Origin of the sequence: Microcystis sp., from assembly GCF_048564745.1 — a bacterium.
In the GTDB taxonomy this organism is placed as follows: domain Bacteria; phylum Cyanobacteriota; class Cyanobacteriia; order Cyanobacteriales; family Microcystaceae; genus Microcystis; species Microcystis ichthyoblabe_A.
Window position 1 is genome coordinate 1 of sequence record NZ_JBLZRT010000007.1, and the last position, 19,774, is coordinate 19,774.

At 44.2% G+C, this 19,774-nt stretch carries 26 protein-coding genes; 12 read left to right on the forward strand and 14 right to left on the reverse strand.

Features of this window, described 5'->3' with window-relative positions; all coding sequences use genetic code 11:
• Positions 1-213 precede the first annotated feature (213 nt).
• The 7 genes from ACOCD9_RS00815 to ACOCD9_RS00845 form a co-directional block, all read right to left on the reverse strand.
• Positions 214-1,296 (reverse strand): sulfate ABC transporter substrate-binding protein, encoded by a 1,083-nt coding sequence (locus ACOCD9_RS00815; protein ID WP_419546156.1) that lies wholly within the window; start codon positions 1,294-1,296, stop codon positions 214-216.
• A 749-nt stretch (positions 1,297-2,045) separates the two neighbouring features.
• Positions 2,046-2,438, reverse strand: coding sequence for a DUF5615 family PIN-like protein (locus ACOCD9_RS00820; RefSeq protein WP_287701071.1), 393 nt, complete (start codon positions 2,436-2,438; stop codon positions 2,046-2,048).
• A complete protein-coding gene (locus tag ACOCD9_RS00825; RefSeq protein WP_002734748.1) occupies positions 2,435-2,812 on the reverse strand; it encodes a DUF433 domain-containing protein in 378 nt (125 codons plus the stop codon). The genes ACOCD9_RS00820 and ACOCD9_RS00825 overlap by 4 nt, the downstream gene beginning before the upstream one ends.
• Positions 2,813-3,072: 260 nt before the next feature.
• Positions 3,073-3,444 carry a hypothetical protein gene (locus ACOCD9_RS00830; RefSeq protein WP_002793820.1) on the reverse strand — a complete coding sequence of 124 codons (372 nt, stop codon included), beginning with the start codon at positions 3,442-3,444 and terminating at the stop codon, positions 3,073-3,075.
• Positions 3,441-3,716 (reverse strand): hypothetical protein, encoded by a 276-nt coding sequence (locus tag ACOCD9_RS00835; protein ID WP_002733756.1) that lies wholly within the window; start codon positions 3,714-3,716, stop codon positions 3,441-3,443. The genes ACOCD9_RS00830 and ACOCD9_RS00835 overlap by 4 nt, the downstream gene beginning before the upstream one ends.
• Before the next feature lie 248 nt (positions 3,717-3,964).
• Positions 3,965-4,174, reverse strand: coding sequence for a hypothetical protein (locus ACOCD9_RS00840; RefSeq protein ID WP_002732654.1), 210 nt, complete (start codon positions 4,172-4,174; stop codon positions 3,965-3,967).
• Positions 4,161-4,652: a type II toxin-antitoxin system VapC family toxin gene (locus tag ACOCD9_RS00845; RefSeq protein WP_419546157.1), complete on the reverse strand. Its 492-nt coding sequence runs from the start codon at positions 4,650-4,652 to the stop codon at positions 4,161-4,163. Before ACOCD9_RS00845 ends, ACOCD9_RS00840 begins: the two co-directional genes overlap by 14 nt.
• A gap of 241 nt (positions 4,653-4,893) precedes the next feature.
• Between ACOCD9_RS00845 and ACOCD9_RS00850 the strand changes: the two genes are divergently transcribed.
• The 3 genes from ACOCD9_RS00850 (at position 4,894) to ACOCD9_RS00860 (ending at position 5,913) form a co-directional block, all read left to right on the forward strand.
• Positions 4,894-5,118, forward strand: coding sequence for a DUF433 domain-containing protein (locus tag ACOCD9_RS00850; RefSeq protein ID WP_002753441.1), 225 nt, complete (start codon positions 4,894-4,896; stop codon positions 5,116-5,118).
• A 191-nt stretch (positions 5,119-5,309) separates the two neighbouring features.
• On the forward strand, positions 5,310-5,528 hold the full coding sequence (locus tag ACOCD9_RS00855; protein ID WP_002753442.1) for a hypothetical protein: 219 nt from the start codon (positions 5,310-5,312) through the stop codon (positions 5,526-5,528).
• A complete protein-coding gene (locus tag ACOCD9_RS00860) occupies positions 5,521-5,913 on the forward strand; it encodes a hypothetical protein (protein ID WP_002753443.1) in 393 nt (130 codons plus the stop codon). The genes ACOCD9_RS00855 and ACOCD9_RS00860 overlap by 8 nt, the downstream gene beginning before the upstream one ends.
• Before the next feature lie 266 nt (positions 5,914-6,179).
• Here the strand turns inward: ACOCD9_RS00860 and ACOCD9_RS00865 are convergent, their stop codons facing one another.
• Positions 6,180-6,458, reverse strand: a complete 279-nt coding sequence (locus ACOCD9_RS00865) for a hypothetical protein (protein ID WP_104397832.1) — start codon at positions 6,456-6,458, stop codon at positions 6,180-6,182.
• Positions 6,459-7,462: 1,004 nt separating this feature from the next.
• On the opposite strand from ACOCD9_RS00865, the gene ACOCD9_RS00870 reads away from it, so the two are divergent.
• Complete coding sequence (locus tag ACOCD9_RS00870; protein WP_002779120.1) at positions 7,463-7,687, forward strand: type II toxin-antitoxin system HicB family antitoxin; 225 nt, start codon at positions 7,463-7,465, stop codon at positions 7,685-7,687.
• Complete coding sequence (locus tag ACOCD9_RS00875) at positions 7,684-7,905, forward strand: type II toxin-antitoxin system HicA family toxin (protein WP_008195914.1); 222 nt, start codon at positions 7,684-7,686, stop codon at positions 7,903-7,905. Before ACOCD9_RS00870 ends, ACOCD9_RS00875 begins: the two co-directional genes overlap by 4 nt.
• 149 nt (positions 7,906-8,054) lie before the next feature.
• Here the strand turns inward: ACOCD9_RS00875 and ACOCD9_RS00880 are convergent, their stop codons facing one another.
• Complete coding sequence (locus ACOCD9_RS00880) at positions 8,055-8,843, reverse strand: hypothetical protein (RefSeq protein ID WP_419546158.1); 789 nt, start codon at positions 8,841-8,843, stop codon at positions 8,055-8,057.
• 614 nt (positions 8,844-9,457) lie between these two features.
• On the opposite strand from ACOCD9_RS00880, the gene ACOCD9_RS00885 reads away from it, so the two are divergent.
• A complete protein-coding gene (locus ACOCD9_RS00885) occupies positions 9,458-11,788 on the forward strand; it encodes a heavy metal translocating P-type ATPase (protein WP_419546159.1) in 2,331 nt (776 codons plus the stop codon).
• A 197-nt stretch (positions 11,789-11,985) separates the two neighbouring features.
• Here ACOCD9_RS00885 and ACOCD9_RS00890 read toward each other — a convergent pair whose 3' ends face one another.
• Positions 11,986-12,327 carry a hypothetical protein gene (locus ACOCD9_RS00890; protein WP_194014184.1) on the reverse strand — a complete coding sequence of 114 codons (342 nt, stop codon included), beginning with the start codon at positions 12,325-12,327 and terminating at the stop codon, positions 11,986-11,988.
• Positions 12,328-12,339: 12 nt separating this feature from the next.
• Between ACOCD9_RS00890 and holB the strand changes: the two genes are divergently transcribed.
• On the forward strand, positions 12,340-13,305 hold the full coding sequence (holB, locus tag ACOCD9_RS00895) for a DNA polymerase III subunit delta' (RefSeq protein WP_419546160.1): 966 nt from the start codon (positions 12,340-12,342) through the stop codon (positions 13,303-13,305).
• A gap of 37 nt (positions 13,306-13,342) precedes the next feature.
• A complete protein-coding gene (locus ACOCD9_RS00900; protein WP_419546161.1) occupies positions 13,343-13,561 on the forward strand; it encodes a neurohypophysial hormones like protein in 219 nt (72 codons plus the stop codon).
• A gap of 433 nt (positions 13,562-13,994) precedes the next feature.
• On the opposite strand, the gene ftsH2 is transcribed toward ACOCD9_RS00900, so the two are convergent.
• Complete coding sequence (gene ftsH2 / locus ACOCD9_RS00905) at positions 13,995-15,881, reverse strand: ATP-dependent zinc metalloprotease FtsH2 (protein ID WP_016515060.1); 1,887 nt, start codon at positions 15,879-15,881, stop codon at positions 13,995-13,997.
• A gap of 439 nt (positions 15,882-16,320) precedes the next feature.
• Here ftsH2 and ACOCD9_RS00910 point away from each other — a divergent pair, with 439 nt between their 5' ends.
• Both ACOCD9_RS00910 and ACOCD9_RS00915 read left to right on the forward strand, forming a co-directional pair.
• The gene (locus tag ACOCD9_RS00910; protein ID WP_287699767.1) at positions 16,321-16,434 is read left to right on the forward strand and encodes a type II restriction endonuclease; all 114 of its coding nucleotides are present in this window, start codon (positions 16,321-16,323) and stop codon (positions 16,432-16,434) included.
• A 48-nt stretch (positions 16,435-16,482) separates the two neighbouring features.
• Positions 16,483-17,415, forward strand: coding sequence for a DNA adenine methylase (locus tag ACOCD9_RS00915; RefSeq protein ID WP_287699766.1), 933 nt, complete (start codon positions 16,483-16,485; stop codon positions 17,413-17,415).
• Positions 17,416-17,450: 35 nt separating this feature from the next.
• On the opposite strand, the gene ACOCD9_RS00920 is transcribed toward ACOCD9_RS00915, so the two are convergent.
• Positions 17,451-17,750: a hypothetical protein gene (locus tag ACOCD9_RS00920; RefSeq protein WP_002803105.1), complete on the reverse strand. Its 300-nt coding sequence runs from the start codon at positions 17,748-17,750 to the stop codon at positions 17,451-17,453.
• A gap of 327 nt (positions 17,751-18,077) precedes the next feature.
• Here ACOCD9_RS00920 and psbX point away from each other — a divergent pair, with 327 nt between their 5' ends.
• Positions 18,078-18,197 carry a photosystem II reaction center X protein gene (gene psbX / locus ACOCD9_RS00925; RefSeq protein WP_002733679.1) on the forward strand — a complete coding sequence of 40 codons (120 nt, stop codon included), beginning with the start codon at positions 18,078-18,080 and terminating at the stop codon, positions 18,195-18,197.
• A 45-nt stretch (positions 18,198-18,242) separates the two neighbouring features.
• Here the strand turns inward: psbX and ACOCD9_RS00930 are convergent, their stop codons facing one another.
• Together ACOCD9_RS00930 and ACOCD9_RS00935 are read right to left on the reverse strand one after the other, a co-directional pair.
• Entirely contained in the window at positions 18,243-18,890 is a 648-nt protein-coding gene (locus ACOCD9_RS00930) for a ComF family protein (RefSeq protein WP_419546162.1), read from the reverse strand.
• On the reverse strand, positions 18,859-19,158 hold the full coding sequence (locus ACOCD9_RS00935) for a DUF1816 domain-containing protein (protein WP_287699764.1): 300 nt from the start codon (positions 19,156-19,158) through the stop codon (positions 18,859-18,861). Before ACOCD9_RS00935 ends, ACOCD9_RS00930 begins: the two co-directional genes overlap by 32 nt.
• Before the next feature lie 255 nt (positions 19,159-19,413).
• Here ACOCD9_RS00935 and ACOCD9_RS00940 point away from each other — a divergent pair, with 255 nt between their 5' ends.
• On the forward strand, positions 19,414-19,773 hold the full coding sequence (locus tag ACOCD9_RS00940) for a ferredoxin-thioredoxin reductase catalytic domain-containing protein (RefSeq protein WP_287699763.1): 360 nt from the start codon (positions 19,414-19,416) through the stop codon (positions 19,771-19,773).
• Position 19,774 lies beyond the last annotated feature (1 nt).

A 19,774-nucleotide genomic window follows, 5' to 3' on the forward strand; every position in this document is an offset into this window, starting at 1 on the left:
TTTCAAGACTCGGTTAACAATTTGTAATATTCCTTGTTGACACCCTTACTGACAAAGAAAAAACTGAAATCAAGTCAGGATAAGGGTTGGAGTGCTTACTGCAAAAATTGTTAAGAAAGATCCCTATAAGGGATAGCTTATTAAGGGGGGATTAAGGGGGGATCAATTAATCAGAACCACTTACTTAGCTGACAGCTGACGGCCTACTACTAATTAACGCTGAATTTGGTCAAAAATCGCCCCATCAGCGAAGAATTTTTTCTGGATCGCATCCCAGCTACCGATCGCCGTATAGGGGAACAGATTCGACACTTTTGGGTATTGTTTACTAAACTCTTTAGCCACATTAGCATTAACGGGACGGAAACCCACCTTGGCGAATTCCCGCTGCGCTTCCGGAGTAAAGAGAAATTGGGCAAAAGCTGTCGCTACTTCCCGGGTTTTGCGTTTATCAACTATTTTATCCACTACGGCCACGGGCGGATCGATCGAAACATTTACCGGAGGAATAGTATAGGAAAAACCGGTTTCTCCTTTTTGACGGGCCAAAATTACCTCGTTTTCGTAGTTAAGCAGCACATCCCCCTGATCCTGTTTAAAGAAGACATCGCTGGCTTCCCGGGCATCTTTGGGTAGTACAGGCACGTTTTTATAGACATTGCGGACGAAATTGGTCGCTTGTGCTTCACTGCCGCCGGTCCGAGTTACCGATCCCCACAGGGCCAGAAAATTCCACCGGGCCACCCCAGAGGTTTTCGGGTTGGCAGTAATGACTTTAATCCCCGATTTGGCTAGATCTGGCCAGTTGCGGATTCCTTTGGGATTGCCCTGACGAGTAACTAAAGCTACCACGGAACGAGTGGCGATGGCGTTATTGGGGAGTTCTTTCTGCCAACCGGGGTTAACTAAACCCGCTTTTTGCAAGCGTTCCACATCGGAACCGATAGCCAAATTTACCACATCTGCATCTAATCCGTCGATAACAGCGCGGGTTTGGGACCCAGAGCCGCCATAACTCTGTTTAATCACCACATCCTGTTTTTTCTCTCTTTTCCATTTGTTGACGAATAGAGGAATGATTTTTGAGTAGGCCGATTGAGTCACCGCGTAGGAAACCAGGGTGATTTCCACGGTTTTTTGTTTAGCTTGCTGTTTATCCGGACTTGCCAGCAGCTTACTCGATGCCGATAGGGGACTAAAAGTTAGTCCGATTCCCGTTGTGACGACGGCAGCCGTAGCTAGAGAAATAAAAGGTAAGAGGGTTTTCGGTTTTGGGGATCTAGGATCAGGGATCACGATGTCATCGGCTCCTTTGTTTATTTATGGGAGATTGCTAGGTATTTTTTCTAGAATTGTATTCTATACGAAATAAAAAACAATTTCAATACATTGGAGAAAAAATTATACTGTCTTAGTTCGGTTATATGCAAATAAATCAAGCTATTAATGGCTTGATTAGCTGAAAAAAGTGTAAATATTCGATTTATACGGCTTAAATGCGCCTTTAAATCTGCCTGAAGCCTCTTTATGCTTCCAGAATAGAGATTTTATCGTCTTTATGGAGAGGAAATAATTTTTTAGCACTCAAAAACCTCTCCCTAGGTGGGTTCACCGGTGAGGTTAGCGGACCTTAGCAACTATTACCCTAAAATTGAAGCGGTCTAACGACTTCCATCAATGTGCATGGTGCGTTCCCCAAAATCTATTGGTGGAGCAGTAGGACTTGCATTATCGCACTGAGACAGTCCAGTAGGGTGTGTTAGCGTCAGCGTAACGCACGAATTTTGAACATTAGATAAGGTGCGTTACATTTTATTAACGCACCCTACCAGATCGGCGTACTGCTATGCAGTGCCTTCGGCATCGCACTTAGACTGACAGCTTCAATCAATGTGCATGGTGCGTTCTCAAAAATCCTGCATTAGGGAACGCACCCTACAGCGATTGAGATCTATTCAGAAACTTGCCGCATAACGGCTAAGTTATGCCGTGCATCTCACCGATAAGACTGCGATCGCCCTAATTTTTAAGCGTAGCCGACAATATCATGAAATGAATAACCGACCAACCCCCTTGTAATTATCAATATCTACAGCAATTTCGATCAGTCGTTCAGCGCAGCGCTCTCTATACTCAGCTTCACTCAAACGATCGAGATTTCCAATCGTCAACACTGGAAACGATTTCTCTGTGTTCTCTTCTCGCATAACCTGCTCAAGGGAATCATCACCCTTCATATTTCGGTTAGCAGTAAGAATCATCATCTCCTGTTCTTGAGCATAGCGCCAGACTACGCGATCGCTACTTTCCATCGACAATCCAACCTCTCTAAAGGTGACAAATTGGACAGACTGAAACTCAAGCCAACCACGTTTTGCCAATATACCAAGAAAAATCAGCGCATAACCGTCGAGGTTGTAGTCAACTAAGAAAGTCATTGTTTTTGTGCGGCACGTCTGGCTCTCTGCTCCTCAAGCTTTGCCCAAAAAGCTTCTTGTCCTGGTTTATGTGGCATTGCTGCAATTCGAGCAAAGCGTTCACGGTTACGATCTTCCCAGTACTGGCGAATTTCTTCCCTATTCTGAAGAACCTCTTGATATTCAACCTCGACCTGAGCTTGGTTTGCCTCAATGTAGGACAAAGCTGCGTCAATTTGCGCGTTCGTGAGGTTAAATGTGTCACGAATCAGTTTAGGAGGATAATCAGCTTTTAGGAGATCGATCACATCATAGAGGGTGATGCGCGTGCCAGCGATCGTTAGTCCTCGCTCTGTACGGATAATTTTCGCTTGTTGGTTTGCCGTCCAGGTCATTCCCTTAGCTCCTTAGAATCCACTTAATGGTCAATGGTTTCACCAGACAAATATTGGTCAATTTTTTCTGACCAATCAGGTTCACCGTTCATTATAGCCCGCCTCTTACGCGACAAAATCAGTGTACTGCTAGGCCGTGCCTTCGTCATCCCACTTAGACTGACAGCTTCAATCAATGTGCATGGTGCGTTCTCAAAAATCTATTGGTGGAACAGTAGGACTTGCATTAGGGAACGCACCCTACGGCGATTGTGATCGCACTATGACAAAGGTTTAATTGTCACTAATCCCCCAGCAAAACCCTGAATATTCAACTCATAGCCATCAAGTAAACCCATACCAACTAATGGATCTGTCTCTGACTCATTGATTTCAATAGATTTGATCTGACCATCCCAGATCACAGTTGCCTCAAATACGTTAAACATACAGAGGCTTCCATCGCCCAAGATTCCCTCTTCTTGCATATACCACGTTAATCCTAGTGTTGTAATGATAGCGGAAGGCAACGTGAGAAATCCAGTGTAACCAGTGTCAATAACTGCTTTAATCGCTTGCCTCTGGTGATTTTCGCCTAGCACTACGAATTGAATAATTGCTTCTCGGCGCGAATTGACGCTCCCCATCATCATGGCGACACACTGGGGGAACGAAAGCCAAAACGATGGACGGCACGATGTCCAATGCGAATACCAAATATTTGTGCATCAGGAAAACGTATTAACAGTTGTTTAGCAGCTGTTAGGCTGTCGTCAGCCACTTCAAAAGCCCCTGTTTCGATGTCTATTGCTACAATCTTCCCATGATTCCCTTCCTCGATTTGGGAGCGTACCTGAGACTCATAGACTTCGTGTCCACGTCGGGCAAATTCTTCTTTGCTGTAGCGGGGTTGTCGAACTGTCATTGAAGCGACCCTGTGGCAACTTTTGCCCCTCTATCTTAACCTAAACATTGGCAATCTTCGCTAACATTCCTCAACTGGGCCCACAAGAGCAGCACCGCACCTAACCTCACAGCTTCAATCAATGTGCATGGTGCGTTCTCAAAAATCCCGCATTAGGGAACGCACCCTACAAGATCGGCGATCGCTACAATCGGAACGATCGCACTTGACTCGCTGGTCGGCATAACGGCTAAGTTGAGCCGCCAAGATTAGATTTGAGATTCTTGTGGTTCATCCTGTTTTGGTCGGCTCCAACGACTTGTTAGACCTTGCTTTGGTGGTAAGCTGACTACCTGCCTGCCACTTTCTGCTTGTCTTTTTTGCCAATCTACAAACATTGCATCCAAATCGTAGTTAAAGGATTTAGCGTGTTCTTCTCGAAATTTATGAATTTCATCTAAAATGTCATCTTGCCACATCGTTATAGTCTCCTAAAAGTTCGTAAGGAGTACAAATTATGGGTAACTCGTATCCCAAATCAAGACTGAGCTCTGCCAACTTCCTCTGAATTTGAGCGTTGGCAATATGTTTACAGTTCCATGTTAACAAGTAATCTAGCCCGTGGACAGTCGCCGCAGCAATGTGAACCGCATCATCAGAAGCTTTGGCAGGAAGGTTGCTTCGTATAAGAAACAGTGAGGATAAGTTGCGTACAGCTTGATTGAGTTCAACCAAAGGCATTTCATTGACAATTTCTAACCTTTTCAAAGCAATCTCTGTATCTCCCTTAGCGACTTCATCTAAAACAACCTGTAAAATATAGAGAACAAAATCATTACGGCGATTTTGCCACCAGTCCCTTGTCGTTTCGATATTCCCAGCAATAACCAAATTTCGGGTCGATCTGGCTGTCAGATAGCCAATAATGCTGGTTTCAATATAGACGGTTTCCCTCACAGCACTTTCTGAATTTTATTTGTCCCTCATTCTATCGCATTTGAGCTTTATTTTGAGGGTTTGCGAGGGAATTAGTGCGTTCACTTCGTTAACGCACCCTACCAGATCGGCGATCGCACTAACGCACCCTACGATCGGAACGATCGCACTTGACTCGCTGGTCGGCATAACGGCCAAGTTATACGGCTTTTTTTGTGCAATGTGATCTAAAATAAAGGCATCTTACGACTAGGTGACAACAATGTATAAAATTTCTGTTAACCCTCAAATTCATTTTGGGAAGCCCTGCATAGAAGGGACGCGCATCACTGTGCAGAGTGTTCTTGAGTTGCTAAATGAGGGACTCTCTTTCAGTATAATTATTCAGGATTATTACCCTGATTTACAAATTGAAGACATTCGTGCTTGTCTGCAATATGCTATCGCTTTAGTAGCGGCTGAAGACATTAAACTCGTGTCGGCTTAATAATGAAATTTCTTCTCGATCAAGACGTTTACGCAATCACTGCGAGATTTCTAATTGATGCTGGACATGATGTGGTTCTTGTTACTCAGCACCGACCAACCTGATACGGTCGGTGTGCAACGGGATTGTTAGACCGTACCTCACAGATCGCTTATGATCAATTTATTCTCGCATATCTAGAAGTTTAAGCCATGTCACTCACTGAGTTAATTCTTCTGGTCAACAATCTGAGCCAGACAGACAAATTATCACTCTTCAAACTCCTAGCTGCACAAATCCCGGATGCTGAACTACAGGTTATCTTTTCCGCATCAGAGTATCCGATTTGGTCGCCCTACGATGCCACGGAAGCCGCCAATATTCTGATGCATATGATTCAGGATGACCGAGAGGCATCTACCCATGCCTAGTACAGTCGAATTTCCCCTTTCCGACGATGAAGCATTACCCACGATTCCCATCACTCTGAGTCATGCAGGCCTTTCTGTTTCTGCGAATGCCCTGCTGGATACCGGATCTACGGTCAATCTATTACCTTACGACATCGGGCCGCAATTGGGTGCAATTTGGGAGGAACAAACTGTCCGCTTGCCATTGGCCGGAAATCTTGCAAGGGTTGAAGCACGAGGGTTATTTGTGTATGTTCAAATTGGGAATTTGGAACCTGTTCGTCTAGCCTTTGCTTGGGCAAAAACCTCTCAGATACCCTTAATTCTTGGGCAAACGAACTTTTTTCGAGAATTTGATGTCTGTTTTCAACGATCGCGATGCACGATCGAAATTATCCGCTTCTAATAAGGGTCGATGTGTTTTGGGTGGGATCGCGCTTTTGGTTAGTGTTGATAGAGAAAAGCAATGCTGGGTTTCCTGCCGTCAACCCAGCCTACGGAGATAAACGATCGCACTTAATCTTGGCGATCAAATATGATGTAGCCTGTGTTAGCGTTAGCGTAACGCACGGATTTTGAACATTAGATAAGGTGCGTTCACTTCATTAACGCACCCTACCAGATCGGCGTACTGCTATGCAGTGCCTTCGGCATCGCACTACCCTAAGGCCCTTAGGCAGTATATTTAATTTCAGTTACTGTGCCAACGCCGCTAGGATGTAAATTTCCATTCTCGTCAACGTTTAATCCAAGTGTTGAACCGTCGGCACCCTCATAACCAAAAACCCAGGCTTTGGTTCGCCAATTGATTAATACCCCCCAGTTTTCTTTGGGAAGTCCAACGACTGAACCATGACCAATATCAGTTAACACAACCGTACCCTGAGCAACAGCCAAAGTTACTTGATTACCCTGAGCAGGGATGCTGATTTTTTGTAAAGCCCACGTCATTTTTAGTTCCTCCTTTATACTGATTGTCACAGCTTGCAGTCAATGACAGTAAGTCAATTTTATCCGTTAAACTTTTGTCCACAATTACGTAGAAAAAGTGTACAAATTAGCCAACTTTAATTGACACACTCTCAATCAAGCACCGTGCATGACAGAAACGACGCTTAATATTCTAAGTAGTCCATATGCCGCCCTATAAGCAGGCAGCTAGGCAGTATTAGCTGTCGATATTCTTTGGATTTCTTATTCATGACTCTAGATACCTTTAAGCATCTAACTATATGTTATGCGGAAAGTTTTCGTATGTGACGCTAAATACACATTTTTTTAAGAATCTTTCCGTGTACTACGCTCAAATGGAGCGATCGCGAGAAGTTTTCCGTATTATATTACGATAAGCGTGTTGTACCGATTAGCGTACTCTGTTATGAACCCTTCCCCACTGATTTGTTCAAAGTTTTCTCGTTGTGCGACTGTCAGATAAACTTTATCTCGCCTACATCTTCCCATGATTGATGTCCTCAGTTGAGCTTATCTATTGCCCTATTTTAGCTGTGTCAGTCCAGTAGCCTGTGTTAGCGTCAGCGTAACGCACGAATTTTGAACATTAGATAAGGTGCGTTACATTTCATTAACACACCCTACAAGAGCGGCGATCATACTCCCCGTTAACGCTCCTTGCGCCTATCTGTTTTGGCTCTGATTGCGTCCTTGTTCCCCGCTTCAGCCTCTAGATTTCCGAGTCCAGTCACTGGGGGCAGGTCGGGAGTCACTGTGTCCCTTACAGGGTAGGTCTTTCACCTACATCCTTTTTGTCAGTTATGCTGTTTTATCAGCACTCTAGGCTATTTATTCCCCTAGAAACGAATCGCACCGTTACACTTCGTTAACGCACCCTACAAGAGCGGCGTGCTGCTACGCAGTGCCTTCGGCATCACACTGGTTCTAGAACATAAAATGTTAATATTTGAATGAAACAACCAAATAGTTATCGAGCAATGATTATGGTTAAACCACAAGCTGAATCCAGCCGTAAAGTACTTCTCTATCCTGGTGAGGATAGTTACTTTGTTGTCGAAGTTCCTAGTTTGCCAGGATGTATTAGCCAGGGAAAAACTCGTGAGGAGGCTCTAGCCAATATTGAAGAGGCAATCGCTCTGTATATCGAAGTTTTACAGGATCGGGGTGAACCTGTTCCCAATGATACGGTTGAGGTCATTCTGGTATGAGTAAATTACGTGTTATCTCAGGCGCAGAATGTGTAAAAGCACTTGAGCAAATAGGCTTTGCCGTAGAGCGTCAGCGTGGAAGTCACATGATTTTAGTACGTGAAGCTCCCAAAACAACAGTCTCGGTACCAGATCATAAAGAACTAGATCGAGGTACTTTACGCGCAATTATTCGGCAAGTCGGCTTGAGCGTTGACGAATTTGTTGAGCTTTTATAAAGCACTTTACTATGGGATTACACTCCCACAGATAATTCAGAATTTTCCGGTTCTAGAGCAACCCATAAAATTGTCGGCATAAACCTGCAAAATATCATCGGTACGTTACACTTCATTAACGCACCCTACGAGATCGGCGATCGCACTAATTATTCAAACCTTAGTGGAGGGTACCAAGGTACAGATATTTCGTAATAACTTTCACCGGGAGTACTTAAACCTCCCGGATGATAGCTAACTTCATAGCTTTCAGGCAATGATGGTTCTACAACCTTGTTAAAAACTTGTTCAAGCATCTCAATGAATTCCTCCTCTTCTTGCTGAATTTCCCTATAGCTTTTGGAAACCGCTTCTTCACTACAGAACATGCCTTTGTCTGTTAAACGAAAGCGTGCATCTTTCAACGTTTCACGAGTAAGTTTTCCAACGCCTGAAAAATAGTAAATGCGATGATAATAGTACACTATAGAGCTTTCACGAGCCGCTTTAACCATAGATTCATCTTTTAAAAGTCGATAGCAAAAAGCTATCAAATTACTTGCCATAAAAGCCTTTGTGTAGCTCTCTCTCAATATATCCTCACTCTGAAATATTCCCCATTTAGAATGTTCCCTCTCGATAATGTTCAAAAAGGTGTTTCTACCCTTCTTTAAATTGGTTAATGCTTGCACAATTTCATATTCAATATTGTTGGCACTCAAATCCTCAGTAAGTATTTCGATTCCAGTTTTAATATCTATATTTCCGCACTCAGACAAAAAGCTTGTTAATTTTGCTCTTTGTAAATTAGATAGAGATTTACATATTTTCCAAGCTGATTCACCGAAGGGAACTTGAGAGGCAATATAGGGTGCTATTTCGTCAAGTATATCAACGTATACATTAGTCGTGTTGTTAAGCAATCTTCTAAATCTTGCGGGTAGAAAGTCGTCAATCATGGCAATAAGTGTCTAGCTTGTATAAAGTTTTGCAAATCCTGGCAATACCGTGAACCTGACTGGTTGACAAAAAAGGTTGATAGTTACTTCAGAGGGCAGATGAGGAAGAAAAGCTTTTGAGTCATGGGGTATGTCAATACAAAGAAATCATTATTGGGAAGTATCCTTGTCTCTAACTTGCGGTCTAACTATATATTATGCGGAAATTTTCCGTATATCACGCCAAATACACATTTTTTAAAGAATCTTTCTGTATATTACGCTCAAATGGAGCGATCGCGAGAAGTTTTCCGTATAATATTACGATAAGCGTGTTATGCCGATTAGCGTACTCTGTGATGAACCCTCCCCCACTGATTTGTTCAAAGTTTTCTCGTTGTGCGACTGTCAGATAAACTTTATCTCGCCTACATCTTCCCATGATTGATGTCCTCAGTTGAGCTTATCTATTGCCCTATTTTAGCTGTGTCAGTCCACTACCAGATCGGCTACCTGAAATTTCAGCTATCTGTAATGAAATTTCATCTATCTGTAACCCTACAGGCCAAAATAGTTTAAAAATCGGCCGAGAATTTCTAGGATAGAAGTAAAGACCATCCTTGCCTACTTTTTCTATGATCCTAGCCGCCGAAACTGGACTAAAAACCGCTACTCTAGACGTAAAAGGCATGAAATGCGCCGGCTGTGTGAGTGCCGTAGAACGACAACTCAGCCAAAATCAAGGGGTAAAATCGGCCCAAGTTAACCTAATCACGGAAATTGCCGTGATTGAATACCAACCAGATGCGATCGCACCAGAGCAATTAGCCGCAAAATTAACCGCGATTGGATTCCCCACCCAACCGCGCAGCTCATCGACTCCCCTTTCTCAACAAAATCAACGGCTGCAAAACCAACAAAAAGAACGGCAACAACAATTATACCGATTAGCGATCGCTTGTTGTTTACTGGTTTTTTCCCTGATTGGTCACTTACACCACATCGGGGGACCAGAAATCCCCATCCTTCAAAGTATTGCTTTTCACTGGACTTTAGCAACCCTAGCCATTTTATTCCCCGGCCGCGATATTTTCATCGATGGTTGGCGCGGATTACGGCACGGGATGCCAAATATGAACACTCTCGTTAGTTTAGGCACAGGTAGCGCCTATATAGCCAGTTGTTTGGCTCTTATCTTGCCTAATCTCGGTCTAGAGTGCTTTTTCGATGAACCGGTCATGCTGTTAGGTTTTATTCTCCTCGGACGGACTCTAGAAGCGCATTCCCGTCATCGCGCAGCCGCAGACTTAGAAGCGCTTACTTCCCTACAACCGGCAGTGGCTCACCTAATTGGTAGTACAGATGACCGTGTGGGCGTGGCCATTCCCGTGGAACAGCTGCGCGTCGGGGAATGGGTGCGCGTCTTACCCGGGGAAAAAATTCCCGTGGATGGGGAGATTATTCAGGGAAGAACCACGGTAGATGAAGCTTTATTAACGGGGGAATCGCTGCCGGTGGTTAAGGAAATGGGAGATCTAGTCATTGCTGGCAGTTTCAATCTCTCTGGTGCGATCGCAGTGCAAACTCGTCAGGTGGGGACCGATACCACCCTAGCTAAGATTATCGCAGCCGTGGAATCAGCCCAAACTCGCAAGGCCCCGGTGCAGAAGATAGCGGACCGGGTAGCGGGTTATTTTGCCTACGGAGTGATGATAATTGCCCTAATTGTGCTGCTCTTTTGGTATTTTTGGGGAACTAGGCTCTTTCCAGAGGTGTTAGGGTCAACCACAGGACACCACGAGATGATTCAACCCACTTCTCCCCTACTTTTGTCCCTAAAATTAGCGATTTCTGTGCTTGTGGTCGCTTGTCCCTGCGCTCTCGGTTTAGCCACACCGACGGCCCTACTGGTGGGAACCAGTTTAGCAGCCGAACGGGGCATTTTAATTAAAGGGGGCGATGTTTTGGAAACCGTCTCGCAACTGCAAACGGTGGTTTTTGACAAAACGGGAACCCTTAGCCAAGGTCATCCAGAAATTACCGATTGTTTGAGTTTTTCTGAGCTTAATTCCCTGGAAATTCAACAATTAGCGGCAGTAGTGGAGAGTGGGACTAATCATCCTCTTGCTCAGGCGATTTTAGACGCGGTTACTCCCCCTACTAACCTGACGGGGGAAGATTTTCAAACTGTGGCCGGATTGGGAGTTTCTGCAAGGGTGCAGGGGTCGAAAATTGTTCTAGGAAATCGGCAATGGTTGGCGCAGAACGGCATTAAAATTGATGAAACTATCTGGGGGATTCAAGAGCTTTTACAAGCGGGTAAAACGGTGATTTATCTGGGGATGGAAGAACAATTACTCGGCGCGATCGCTTTTCAGGATCGATTACGTCCCGATGCTCAAACAACCGTGAATCAGTTGCAAAAACTCGGTTTAGAGGTGATTTTACTCAGTGGCGATCGCCAAGAAGTGGTAACAGCGATCGCTAATAGTTTGGGTATTAGCCAATTTTATGCCGAAGTTGCCCCCACCGAAAAATCCGCCTTAATTGCCGACCTACAGACAAAAGAGGGCAAAATCGTGGCTATGGTCGGGGATGGTATCAATGATGCTCCTGCACTAGGACAGGCTAACATCGGTATTGCTCTGGCCGGTGGCACGGAGGTGGCCATGGAAACAGCCGGGATCGTTTTAATTAGCGATCGCCTGGAGGATGTGGTGCAATCTCTGCATTTAAGTCTGGCCACATGGCAAAAAATCCGACAAAATCTTTTTTGGGCTTTGGGTTATAATACCTTTGCTATTCCCATTGCCGGTGGTTTATTACTGCCCCGTTGGGGTCTAGCTTTCAGTCCGGCCTTAGCAGCAGCTTTAATGGCTTTTAGTTCGGTTATGGTAGTGAGTAATTCCCTGCTTTTACGTCGTCAATTTCCTCCGCTCAAATCGACGCAGGAAGGCAAAAATTAAAGCAATTACCGATTTTTTCTCGATAAATCTATCAAGCACCAAAAAGAGCATTTTTTCATCGTCGAAGATGATCAAGACAGAACCCAAATTCTCTTAGAGGATAGGGAAGGAAAAGTTAGCACCCCAGTTAAATCACGGTGATAAGATGGTATTTTGTCCCTGTCTTTGTCAGTTGACGAGGACAGGAACAAATCGGGTTAAGCGGTAATTCTGGTCAGGGATTGACCTTGATAATTGTTGGTAATAATCTGGTGAATAGATTCAAAAAATCGCCGACAACGATTATTAGTTCTCAGGGGCAATTCATGATTTTTTACCAATAAATCGATCTGAAGTTCCGAGCTAGTGGGAGGATGGATAAACAATTCCACTTTCACTAACTGGGGAAAGAGAGCATCGTTAGGAACTTCCGATAAAAGCAAGACATCGGTCCGGCGCTTGATGATTTCAAATTCACCCAAACTTAATATATCATCGTATAAAAACCCGGTCTGATGAGGAGAAATCCCGACAAAATAGGAACAGCAATAGCGAGCCATGGCAGGGAAAAGATGATAAATTGGTCAAGGTTAATCGGTCAAAATCAGGCCATTGAACTACTACAAAGAGCGCTTGAAGTCAATTCGATCGCTCCCGCTTACTTATTCGCCGGCGCTAAGGGGATCGGACGCAATCTGGCAGCAAAATGTTTCTGTCAAGACTTATTAACTAGAGATCGATCGCCGGAAGCAAGAGAATTAATCCTGAAACGCTTTCTCGGGGGCAATCATCCCGATTTACTCTGGATTGAACCCACTTATCAACACCAAGGCAAACTGCTCACCGCAAAAGAAGCACAGGAAAGCAATCTCAAGCGTAAAGCTCCCCCGCAAATCCGCATCGAACAAATTCGCGAGATTACTAACTTTTTAAGTCGTCCTCCCCTCGAATCGGCCCGCTCTGTGGTGGTGATCGAGGAAGCAGACACCATGACGGAATCGGCGGCAAATGCCCTCTTAAAAACGCTTGAGGAACCGGGAAAAGCGACTTTAATCCTGATTGCTCCCAGTCCCTCCTCTTTACTACCTACTCTCGTTTCTCGCTGTCAACACATCCCTTTTCAGCGTCTTTCGGAAGAAAATCTCGCTCAAGTCCTGCGCTCTAACGGACAAGCTCGCGTTCTCAATTATCCGGCAATTCTCGGTTTAGCTCAAGGTAGCCCCGGAGAAGCGATCGCCGCTTTAGAATTTCTCGACAGTCTCCCCCAAGATTTACCGCGATCTTCCGGCAAATTTCCCCTAAAACTCTCCCAAGCACTGGAATTAGCCAAAATTATCGCTCAAAATCTTGACACGGAAACCCAATTATGGTATGTGAGTTATCTTCAGTATGAGGATTGGCAACGACGACGAGAGCGATCGATTTTAGAAATCTTGGAAAAAACCCGCCGGCAGCTGTTAGCCTACGTTCAACCCCGTTTAGTCTGGGAATGCACTTTCTTGGCATTGGCCAAACTATCCACCGCCCAAAAGTCTTAAAATTGTTATATTTATCGATCGAGTGGGGAGAAAGACCATGAAAATCAAATCCTTAGTTTTGCTGATTCTGTTAACCTTGACTACGGTTTTAGGTGCTTGTCAGGGAGGAAAAGAAGCCGAAGAACCGAAAAACGTCCCCACCACGGTGGAATCGCCGCAAAAAGACGATGATAGCGATAAAGACGGGGAAAACCAGCAAAAAGACGGTGATAATCAACGGGATAAAAAAGACGATGACGATGACGATGACGACTAATTGTAAAAATCAAAAAATTATTGTTAGGGTTAGGAGTCAGTAGCCAGTAGTCAGTAGTCAGGAGAATTAAGAATGAGAATAATAATCAATTAAATGGTCTATTTACAGATTTTATGCCATTTAATCTTTATTTTTGTCGTTTTTGAACCCTTAACTAGGGTTTGCGGCAAAAAGTACGGGCGAAGCATTCGGTTAGAAAATCTACGGTTTCACCGATAGGTGATTGTCCGAATGCTTCGCCCCTACAGGACGCGGGCCGATGAAGACGCAAGGTTTTGAACGACGATTCTCTCAAAATCTTGCACCTGTTTCGCGAAAAAAGCCACAAAACTCTTACCTTGCCTACATTTCACATTTATTCAGCAAACCCTAACTAGGATAAAAAAATCGGGTGAGCTTTAACCCACCCGATCGCATATAGATTGAAATCAACCTATAACTGTGGTACAAACTGTTCTTTTTCGGGAACGTAGGCGTATTCAGCCACAATTTGCCGGAATTCTTCCCCATTGATCGTTTCTTTTTCGATCAGCAGGTCCACCACTCGATCGATCACTTCGCGATGATCGCGGACAATTTGCCGAGAAATTTCATGGCAGTGTTCCACGATCGATCGCACCTGATCATCGATACGAGTAGCGACCTTCTCAGAATACTCGGAACGAGTCATCAAACCGCCACCGAGGAACACTTCACCCCCTTGACTTTCTAGGGACAAAGGACCCAAATCGCTCATCCCGAAACGAGTCACCATCTGGCGGGCCATATCAGAAACTTGCTGTAAATCGCCACCAGCACCAGTAGTCACCTCATCATAGCCGAAGATTTCTTCCTCGGCTGCGCGACCACCTAAAGCACCGGAAATCCGGGCCATTAACTGCGCTTTCGTGGTTAAACCCTGTTCTTCGTTGGGAGTGAACCAAGTTAAACCCTGGGCCTGTCCCCGGGGAATCAGAGTCACTTTCTGGACGGGATCGTGATCTTTTAAGAGCGTACCCACGATCGCATGGCCCACTTCATGGTAAGCGATTAGGCGCTTGCTCTTGCTATCGACTAAAGGAGTACCTTCCATACCGGCGATAACGCGATCTACCGCGTCATCTATCTCTAGGAGGGTAATGGCATCTTTACGACGACGGGCGGTTAAAATTGCCGCTTCGTTCAGTAAATTGGCTAAATCTGCTCCACTGAACCCCGGAGTGCGACGGGCGATCGCTTCGATGGAAACGTCGTTGGCCAGCTTTTTATTGCGGGCGTGAACGTCTAAAATCTCTAAACGACCTTTAAAATCGGGCGCATCGACGGTTACTTGGCGATCAAAACGGCCCGGACGCATGAGAGCAGAATCGAGAACATCGGGGCGGTTAGTGGCGGCAATGATGATAATTCCCGTATTCCCCTCGAAACCGTCCATTTCTGTCAATAATTGGTTTAGGGTTTGTTCCCGTTCATCGTTACCACCACCGATACCGGCACCCCGTTGACGACCTACTGCGTCAATTTCATCGATAAAGATTAAACAGGGAGCATTTTCCTTGGCTTTTTTGAACAAGTCGCGCACGCGAGAAGCACCGACACCGACAAACATTTCCACAAATTCCGAACCGGAAATGCTGAAGAAAGGTACACCCGCTTCACCGGCGATCGCTTTAGCCAACAGGGTTTTACCCGTACCAGGAGGGCCAACTAACAGGACTCCTTTGGGGATTTTGGCACCGACGGCGGTAAATTTCTCCGGTTGTTTGAGGAAAGTGACGACTTCCTGTAATTCTTCCTTCGCTTCGTCAATTCCCGCCACATCATCAAAGGTGATACCGGTTTTCGCTTCCATCTGGAAACGGGCTTTTGATTTACCAAAACTCATCGCTTGACCCGGACCGCCTGGCATATTATTAGAACGGCGGAACAGGAAAAAGAGAGCGGCAATCAGCAAAAAGGGGAAAAGTAGATTACCGAGGAATCCCCACCAAGCGCCGTCATTCCGCATCGGGTGAGCATCGAAACTAATTTTAGAATCGCGTAAACGGGCGATTAAATCGGGGGAATTGGCTGGTAAATCGACCCGTAGGCGTTGTACTCGGTTTTCTAGTTCCGGATCTAGGGCCTGTACGATCGCAGTTCTGCCCCCTTCGTAGAGATCGACGCTAACAACCCTACCACTGTCTAGGTATTCTAGAAAGCGTCCGTAGGTCATGCGGGTAGTGGCGGTGTTATTGCCGATATTACTGGTGGCGGTGGCAAAAGTGCCTTGCCAGAGGAAAAAACCGACCACGAGGGCGGGCAATGTCCACAGTAAAATCGTTTTCCAAGATAGTTTCATGTTTGTTTAGTGGTTCTAGGATAAAGATTTTTGCTTAACTCATTTAGCTGTTTTTGTCAAGGATTTTACGTTATTTTTTCGAGATTAATCCCCGCAGCCAATTAAATCTTAACTAAATGTAACGTAATTCTCATAATTCTGACAAGAATGGTGACGAGAGATTTTGGCTCTCTTGGGTTTGGTGGGTAAAATGTATTCTAAGATACATTCTTCCTAGCGGGGGGGTGGAACGAACCACAAAGACACAAAGGACACCAAGATTGATCGATCCTATATATATAAGTTAAACTTATCACACAGAACCGAGAAGAGCCAGATTTTTGAGTTCATTTGTTCTAACAAGATACCATGGTTTCTGGGATAAGCTGTACTGAATTTAAACTGCCTAGAAGTATATACTATATCTATTGATACGAAAATCATCTCCAAAATCCTAAAATTGCTTCTTTTTCCCATATTTGATCATTTTGCTAGATGTAACCAATTAAAGATAGAGTTACTATCTCAACAAACTTTTTACCCTGATTTGACCTTTATTCACGAGCCAACATGAGCTAAGTTTGCTGTGGATAGAGATTACTATTGATGAGGAGAGTGTTTAGTGAAGTTAACGCCACTTGTGCCACCGATTAAGTGTCAAGGAATTAAAACTAAATTGGTAAAAGATGTTAAAAATATTGTGTCTGATCTGAGCTTTGGGCGTTGGATAGAACCCTTTGCTGGATCAGGGGTGGTGGCTTTTAATATTAATCCCCAAAAGGCTTTACTTGCGGACACAAATACTCATATTATCCAGTTTTATAATAATCTAAAAAATCAAGTTATTACCAGTAAAACTGTGAAGCTTTTTTTGCAAGAAAATGGTCAAGTTCTTAAGGAGCAGGGAGAAAGTTATTATTATCAAGTACGAGAAAGATTTAATCAAGCTCCTAATTCTCTAGATTTTTTATTTCTCAATCGCTCCTGTTTTAATGGCGTGATGAGATTCAATCGTAAGGGACAGTTTAACGTACCTTACTGTCATAAATCAGAACGATTTTCTCAAGCATATATTACCAAAATAGTCAATCAAGTTATTGCCCTAGAAAATATTCTTATTAAAACTGATTATAATTTTCAAGTTGCTGACTTTCGAGAGACTTTATCTGATTGGCAAAAAACAGACTTGATCTATCTCGATCCTCCTTATTTAGGGAGACACGTCGATTATTTTAACTCTTGGTCTGAAGAGGATGAAGATTGTTTGGTGACTATTTTAAAGGATATTTCTTGTCGGTTTATTTTGTCCACTTGGCACAGTAATCATTTTAGAAGCAATCCTTTAATTAAAAAAAATTGGAGTGCTGATAAGTTTTATATCTATACTAAACAGCATTTTTATCATGTGGGTTCCACAGAAAAATTACGTCATCCGATCACCGAAGCACTCATTACTAACTTTAACATTCCCTTGTTGCCAGAGCGAGGAACTGATTTGCAACAACTGTCATTATCCCCATCGACAGCAGAAAATGAGGGAGCGAGAACAGTCTAGAAGATGCCTAGTTGCAAATTCTCACTCCTTACTATTTATCCTTGGCTTTGGCGCAGATGGTCGTTAATTTGGCGTTTACGCTTTTCTTGGGGGGTAGTGCTAGTAATTTCGCCAAAATCTTCGCTACTCATGGAAAGATGGGACATTATCTTTCTTTTGCGCTCTTTAGCAGTTAATTCCGGTGAAGGAGTTACTGGCGGCGGCGCTGCCACGGGTTCCGCTGCCACCGGAGGAGTTTCCACAATTGGCAGCGGTTTTTGGGGAATATAGTCAGCACCAGTGGTACTTCTGGAGAGATGATCGAGAATGCGCCGTTTGCGATCGTCAGTAGCCATAAAAATCTTTGCCAGTCTAGTGTGAACTTTTGTAACTATCACCCATTGTCAAACATCCCTATCTCCTTGAGAAGTCAAGGGAGATTTTATTTTCAGCGATTGAAGACATATATAGCGTTTTTCAGTCTGCTGAGGTACAAAAGTTATGGGTTTTAGGCAAAAGGCAAAAGTCAAAAGGGAAGAAAAATATGTGTACCTCACTAGCTTAGGAAACGCTATAATAACCTGCGATCGCATTTATCTGACTGTGGAACTGGGGGTCTTCTCGCCCAAGGTGATAAGATAAAAAACTAAGTCTTTGAAAATATGACAAAGGATTTATCTATCATGACACCCTCTTTAGCTAACTTTCTCTGGAGCCTTGTTTTAGGTGCGGTTATCGTCCTGATCCCTGCCACTATCGGTTTGATTTTCATCAGTCAATACGACAAGATCAAACGGACTTAATTTAATCTAACTCTAAAATGCCCAGACGGAATCGGTCTGGGCATTTTAGCTAATTTTGGAACTGGCAAGAGCGATCGCACCGACTACCCGATATCCCTGTGTGCGTAAAACCTGCACAGCTTCCTCGATCGTGGTTCCTGTGGTATAAATATCGTCAATTAAGAGAATCGGTACTGATTTCGGTAAATTTTTCCCCAGTTGAAAAGCCGCTTGCATCGTCTTTTTTCTCTCCTCGGCTGCCAGACTAAATAAAGCTGCCGTGTTCTTAATCCGAATTAATCCGCGACTAGCCAGAGGATAACCGGTTAAACGGCAAAAACCCTCGCCAATGACTTCTGCTTGATTAAAACCCCTTTCCCTTAACCTTTCCGGGTGGAGAGGGATAGGAATCACCGTCAAACGTTTATCGGTGAGGGGAGGACGCAGCAGCCAAGTTTCCCCCATGCAACTGCCTAGCAAAGAGCCGAGAGCCGGATGGCGATTATATTTCATTGTAGCGATCGCCTGTTTTAATTTACCTTCGTAGCGTCCCCAGATAAACAGGGGAATAGAACCACGCCAGAGAAAAAGCGGGTTATTCTGACGATAGGCCTGTAATTGTCGCCCACAATCACGGCAAAGCTCTCGATCGCTCTGCCGTTGACAAAGAGGACAGGGAGACTTAAGAAATAAAGCGAGAAAAGGTTCGAGCATGGGAAGCAAAAGTTTTAGCTAGATGCTGATTTCCATCGTCAAAAACGGTCAAATAATGGGGATTACTCCGCTCGATCGAAAGACTGATTCCTTGCGCTCCTTCGGACTCTAGATCTTGTAGATAACCCCCCTGATGCTCTTGTGCTTCCTCAAAAGAAGCAAAGGGACCAAAATAGTAAATACAGTGGGGGGAAAGGGAGGTAATTTTCAGCCACCAAGGCGTGTTATCGTCAGAAATTTTATTTGTCTCCAAGAAAGATAAAATCATGTTCTGGTAGTGATAGGGGACAGGGATTGCAGGAATCAAGGACAGGTTTTGAGGAACTTTGCCCCCATAATTCCGATTTGCTGGCCAAAAAATCGAGCTTTTGGCCAAAGAGAGTCTTTTTATCGTATTAGATTAACAAGGGGATCGCTCGCAAAATCAAAAGAGATTCTAAAAATTCCCTTCGGCCAAGGGGAAGCGGATCGAGATAGGATAGTAAAAAGTTTTTTTTTAGAAAGCTAAGGGGATCAGATAACTATGAGCCAGATCACAGACACAGATAAGAGTCTTGAGGCGATGAAGAAGTTTGCCGAACAGTACGCTAGAGGTACAAATACTTACTTCTGTAGCGATCTCTCGGTGACAGCGGTAGTAATTGAGGGATTAGCGCGTCATAAGGACGAATTAGGCTCTCCTTTATGTCCCTGTCGTCACTACGAAGACAAAGAAGCGGAGGTAAAAAATACTTTCTGGAATTGTCCCTGTGTGCCGATGCGGGAACGGAAAGAATGTCACTGTATGCTATTTATTACCCCCGATAACGAGTTTGCTGGGGAAGAACAGGTAATTTCCCTCGACTATATCCAAGAAGTCCGCGAATCGATGAAGGGGCATTAGT

Coding starts and splice junctions, on each gene's coding strand:
- ACOCD9_RS00820 (WP_287701071.1), bottom strand. CDS start 2,438: ATGACTTTCTTAGTTGACTACAACCTCGACGGTTATGCGCTGATTTTT.
- ACOCD9_RS00825 (WP_002734748.1), bottom strand. CDS start 2,812: ATGACCTGGACGGCAAACCAACAAGCGAAAATTATCCGTACAGAGCGA.
- ACOCD9_RS00830 (WP_002793820.1), bottom strand. CDS start 3,444: ATGATGATGGGGAGCGTCAATTCGCGCCGAGAAGCAATTATTCAATTC.
- ACOCD9_RS00835 (WP_002733756.1), bottom strand. CDS start 3,716: ATGACAGTTCGACAACCCCGCTACAGCAAAGAAGAATTTGCCCGACGT.
- ACOCD9_RS00840 (WP_002732654.1), bottom strand. CDS start 4,174: ATGTGGCAAGATGACATTTTAGATGAAATTCATAAATTTCGAGAAGAA.
- ACOCD9_RS00850 (WP_002753441.1), top strand. CDS start 4,894: ATGTATAAAATTTCTGTTAACCCTCAAATTCATTTTGGGAAGCCCTGC.
- ACOCD9_RS00855 (WP_002753442.1), top strand. CDS start 5,310: ATGTCACTCACTGAGTTAATTCTTCTGGTCAACAATCTGAGCCAGACA.
- ACOCD9_RS00860 (WP_002753443.1), top strand. CDS start 5,521: ATGCCTAGTACAGTCGAATTTCCCCTTTCCGACGATGAAGCATTACCC.
- ACOCD9_RS00865 (WP_104397832.1), bottom strand. CDS start 6,458: ATGACGTGGGCTTTACAAAAAATCAGCATCCCTGCTCAGGGTAATCAA.
- ACOCD9_RS00870 (WP_002779120.1), top strand. CDS start 7,463: ATGGTTAAACCACAAGCTGAATCCAGCCGTAAAGTACTTCTCTATCCT.
- ACOCD9_RS00875 (WP_008195914.1), top strand. CDS start 7,684: ATGAGTAAATTACGTGTTATCTCAGGCGCAGAATGTGTAAAAGCACTT.
- ACOCD9_RS00880 (WP_419546158.1), bottom strand. CDS start 8,843: ATGATTGACGACTTTCTACCCGCAAGATTTAGAAGATTGCTTAACAAC.
- ACOCD9_RS00885 (WP_419546159.1), top strand. CDS start 9,458: ATGATCCTAGCCGCCGAAACTGGACTAAAAACCGCTACTCTAGACGTA.
- ACOCD9_RS00890 (WP_194014184.1), bottom strand. CDS start 12,327: ATGGCTCGCTATTGCTGTTCCTATTTTGTCGGGATTTCTCCTCATCAG.
- holB (WP_419546160.1), top strand. CDS start 12,340: ATGATAAATTGGTCAAGGTTAATCGGTCAAAATCAGGCCATTGAACTA.
- ACOCD9_RS00900 (WP_419546161.1), top strand. CDS start 13,343: ATGAAAATCAAATCCTTAGTTTTGCTGATTCTGTTAACCTTGACTACG.
- ftsH2 (WP_016515060.1), bottom strand. CDS start 15,881: ATGAAACTATCTTGGAAAACGATTTTACTGTGGACATTGCCCGCCCTC.
- ACOCD9_RS00920 (WP_002803105.1), bottom strand. CDS start 17,750: ATGGCTACTGACGATCGCAAACGGCGCATTCTCGATCATCTCTCCAGA.
- psbX (WP_002733679.1), top strand. CDS start 18,078: ATGACACCCTCTTTAGCTAACTTTCTCTGGAGCCTTGTTTTAGGTGCG.
- ACOCD9_RS00930 (WP_419546162.1), bottom strand. CDS start 18,890: ATGCTCGAACCTTTTCTCGCTTTATTTCTTAAGTCTCCCTGTCCTCTT.
- ACOCD9_RS00935 (WP_287699764.1), bottom strand. CDS start 19,158: ATGATTTTATCTTTCTTGGAGACAAATAAAATTTCTGACGATAACACG.
- ACOCD9_RS00940 (WP_287699763.1), top strand. CDS start 19,414: ATGAGCCAGATCACAGACACAGATAAGAGTCTTGAGGCGATGAAGAAG.